Source organism: uncultured Frigoribacterium sp., assembly GCF_963515265.1.
Taxonomy (GTDB): Bacteria; Actinomycetota; Actinomycetes; order Actinomycetales; family Microbacteriaceae; genus Frigoribacterium.
Genome location: NZ_CAUPYL010000233.1, coordinates 1 through 3,517 on the forward strand (window position 1 = coordinate 1; position 3,517 = coordinate 3,517).

Genomic DNA, 3,517 nt, shown 5'->3' on the forward strand with positions numbered 1-3,517 from the left:
GACCCGGACGAGGCGCACGGCCGCCGACGACACGAGGTCGTCGCCGAGGCCCATCGCGTCCGACTGGGTGAGCGCCCACGGCACACGGTCGGCAGGGTGCGCGGCCGCCAGCTGCACCAGCGCCGCCTCGACCCTCCGCACCGGCGACGCGCCCGAGGAGGCGCGGAGGACGTCCCCGAGGCCCGCCGCGGTCGCGTCCAGGTCGAGCCAGAACGTGTCGGCCTTCGACTCGAAGTAGTTGAAGAACGTGCCGCGGCTCACCCCCGCCCGCTGCGCGATCTGGTCCACCGTCGTGCGGGACCAGCCCTGCTCGAGGAACAGCTCGGCCGCGGCGTCGGCCAGGACGTCGGCCGACGACCGACGCGGCCGCCCCGAGGGCCGGGCGCTGCGGGACGTCGTCTCGTCTGACATGGGGTCAATCATGCCGCTAGACTCGTCCACGGCATTGTTGCACCCAGTTCAACAAGCCACCCCACCCCGTCGCACACCTCCGGAGCCCCATGCGCACGCGCTCACTCCCCCTGCTCGCCCTCGCCTCGGCCGGCGCCCTGCTGCTCGCGGGCTGCGCCTCCGGCGGCGACTCGTCCGACGACGGGGCCCCGCGGGCCGGCGGCACCCTGACCTATGCCACGGGCGACGCCGAGCCCACCTGCCTCGACCCGCACGTCGGCGGCAACTACCCGCAGGCGCTCGTCTCGACGCAGTACCTCGAGTCGCTCGTGTCGAAGGACTCGGAGGGCGAGATCGTGCCGTGGCTCGCCGACTCGTGGCAGGAATCGGACGACGGCCTCAGCTGGACCTTCACCCTGCGCGACGGCGTCTCGTTCACCGACGGCACGCCCTTCGACGCCGCAGCCGTCGCCGCGAACGTCGCGCACCTGCAGGACCCGGAGACGCTCTCGTCGACCGGCTACCTCGCCCTTCAGAAGGTCACCGGCGTCGAGGCCGTCGACGCCCGGACCGCCCGCTTCGACCTGAGCGAGCCCGACAGCGCGCTGCTCGAGTCGCTGACGCAGCCGTGGCTCGCCATGGAGTCTCCGGAGGCGCTCGGGCGCTCCCAGGAGGCGAACTGCGAGTCGCCCGTCGGCACGGGCCCGTTCGTGGTCGAGTCCTGGACCAAGCAGGACCGCGTGGTGCTGAGCCGCAACGACGACTACTCGTCGCCGCCCGCCGACGCCTCCCACGACGGCCCCGCCCACCTCGACGAGGTCGTCTGGCGCTTCATCCCGGACTCCGCCGCCCGCTACGCGGCCCTCCAGGCCGGCCAGGTCGACGTGATCGACAACGTCCAGCCGGACACCCTCGTCGCGGCCGAGAAGGACGACTCGCTCGACGAGATCGACGCGCCCCGGCCCGGCGCCGCGAACCGGATCGAGCTGAACTCGGGCAAGGCGCCCTTCGACGACGAGCGCGTGCGACAGGCCTTCATCACCGGGGTCGACGTGAACGACGGCATCGACTCGCTCTTCTTCGGCACGGCGGAGCGCTCGTACTCGCCCCTCTCGAGCGTCGAGCCGCTCGCGTACTCGGACGAGTCGCTGTTCGACGTCGACCCCGACGCCGCCGGCGACCTGCTCGACGAGGCCGGCTGGACGGAGCGCGACGCCGACGGCTACCGCACCAAGGGCGGCGAGCGCCTCTCCCTCGAGTTCCCCGTGAGCACGAACCAGTCGATCCCCGCCGAGCAGTCGCTCTTCGAGCAGATCCAGGCCGGCGCGAAGCAGCTGGGCATCGAGGTCGTGCTGTCTCCCCTCGACCTGTCGAGCTGGTACGGCGCCCTCGCGGAGAACGACTACGACCTGGTCAGCGCTCCGTACACGAAGGTCGGACCCGACGTGCTGCGGATCCTCTACGACACGGCCGGCATCACGCCCGCGCCGAGCGGCTACTTCGCCAACCTGGCGCAGCTGAGCGATCCTGCCCTCGACCAGCTGCTGACCGACGCCGCGCAGACGAGCGACCCCGACGAGCGGGCCGACCTCTACCGGCAGGCCCAGCAGATCGTCCTCGAGAGCTACACGGTGCTGCCGCTCTACGACCAGCAGAACCACTACCTCGTGCGCTCGTCGGTGACCGGCGTCCGCGCCCTGCCGCCGGTCTCGGCCGTCACCCTGTATGACGCTTCCCGTACCGACTGAGCCGGGGCGCGACGACGCGGCGAGCCGCGCCTCCTCGACCGCTCCCCCCACCACGGACGACGCGTCGCCCGAGAGGCCCGAGCGCAGGAGGCGCGGGCGCGCGGCAGCGGCGGCCCGGTGGCTGGCCGGTCGCGTCGTCGGCGGCGTGGTCGTTCTCTGGGCGGTCGCGACCATGGTCTTCTTCGCGATCCGGCTGGTGCCCGGCGACCCCGCCGAGGCGATCCTCGGGGGTCCGGGGTCGCAGGCGTCGGCCGAGGCGCTGGCACTGGTGCGTGAGCAGTACGGGCTGGACGACCCCCTCCTCCTGCAGTACCTGGCCCAGCTCGGCCGTCTCGCGACCGGCGACCTCGGAACCTCGTACTCGCTCCGCACGGACGTCGGCGCGCTGCTGCTCGACCAGCTGCCCGGCACGGTCGTGCTGGCGGCGTGCGCGCTGGCCGTCGCCTGGCTGATCGCGCTGGGGACCGCCTGGTGGGCCACCCTGGGCGGCCGGGTCGCCGCCGCCGTCTCGTCCGGCCTCGAGGTGGTGGCGGCCGCGGTGCCGCACTTCTGGCTGGGCAGCGTGCTCGTGCTGGTGCTCAGCACCCAGCTCGGCCTGCTGCCCCCGGTGAGCACGGGCACCCCGATCGGCCTCGTGCTGCCGGTGGTGACGCTGGCCGTGCCGGTCGCCGGGTTCCTCGGCCAGGTGACGCGCGACTCCCTGCTCGACGCGGCGTCGTCGCCGTTCGCCCTCTCCGCCCGGGCCCGGGGCGAGTCGACCTCCGGGCTCTTCGGGCGGCACCTGCTGCGGCACGCCGCCCTGCCCGGCCTGGCCCTCTCCGGCTGGGCCTTCGGCTCGCTGCTGAGCGGGGCGGTGGTCGTCGAGTCCGTCTTCGCCCGGCCCGGCCTCGGCCGCACCCTGCTCGGGGCGGTGACCCTGCGGGACATCCCGCTCGTCACCGGCGTGGCCCTCGTCTCCGCGCTCTCGTACGTGGTCGTCGTGGCCCTCGGCGACCTGGCCGAGCGGCTCGTCGACCCTCGGGTGCGGGCGTCGTGAGCGCAGTGTCGAGCACGCGGCCGGCGCGTGAACCGCTCCGCACTCGGTCGCCTCGCACGCGCCTCCGCGTCCCCGAGGTCGTCGCCGCCGTCGCCCTCGCGCTCGTCGTCGTGGCGGCGGTGGCCCCGGGGCTGCTCGCCCCCGCCGATCCCCTGGCCGTCTCGCCGACGGACGCGTTCACGGCCCCCTCGCTCGCGCACCCCCTCGGCACGGACGAGTCCGGCCGCGGCATCTGGACCCGCATCGTCCACGGAGCGGGCGCGAGCCTGGCGATCGGGGCCGCGGCGACGGTGATCGGCACGGGCCTCGGCGTCCTCCTGGGCGTGGCCGCGGGCTTCGGGGG

3 protein-coding genes and 1 pseudogene are annotated in these 3,517 nt (G+C 74.2%); 3 read left to right on the plus strand and 1 reads right to left on the minus strand.

Going from position 1 to position 3,517, the window contains the following annotated elements:
- Positions 1–411, minus strand: a 411-nt coding sequence (locus tag RWM17_RS13125; RefSeq protein ID WP_314104357.1) for a helix-turn-helix domain-containing protein, incomplete at its 3' end; no start/stop codon positions are given.
- A gap of 89 nt (positions 412–500) precedes the next feature.
- Between RWM17_RS13125 and RWM17_RS13130 the strand changes: the two genes are divergently transcribed.
- The 3 genes and pseudogenes from RWM17_RS13130 to RWM17_RS13140 form a co-directional block, all read left to right on the plus strand.
- Positions 501–2,138 carry an ABC transporter substrate-binding protein gene (locus tag RWM17_RS13130; RefSeq protein ID WP_314104360.1) on the plus strand — a complete coding sequence of 546 codons (1,638 nt, stop codon included), beginning with the start codon at positions 501–503 and terminating at the stop codon, positions 2,136–2,138.
- Positions 2,116–3,174 (plus strand): ABC transporter permease, encoded by a 1,059-nt coding sequence (locus tag RWM17_RS13135; protein ID WP_314104362.1) that lies wholly within the window; start codon positions 2,116–2,118, stop codon positions 3,172–3,174. Before RWM17_RS13130 ends, RWM17_RS13135 begins: the two co-directional genes overlap by 23 nt.
- Positions 3,171–3,517 (plus strand): annotated as a pseudogene (locus tag RWM17_RS13140) (ABC transporter permease); the annotation flags it as partial. The gene RWM17_RS13135 and the pseudogene RWM17_RS13140, both read left to right, overlap by 4 nt.

Coding starts and splice junctions, on each gene's coding strand:
- RWM17_RS13130 (WP_314104360.1), top strand. CDS start 501: ATGCGCACGCGCTCACTCCCCCTGCTCGCCCTCGCCTCGGCCGGCGCC.
- RWM17_RS13135 (WP_314104362.1), top strand. CDS start 2,116: ATGACGCTTCCCGTACCGACTGAGCCGGGGCGCGACGACGCGGCGAGC.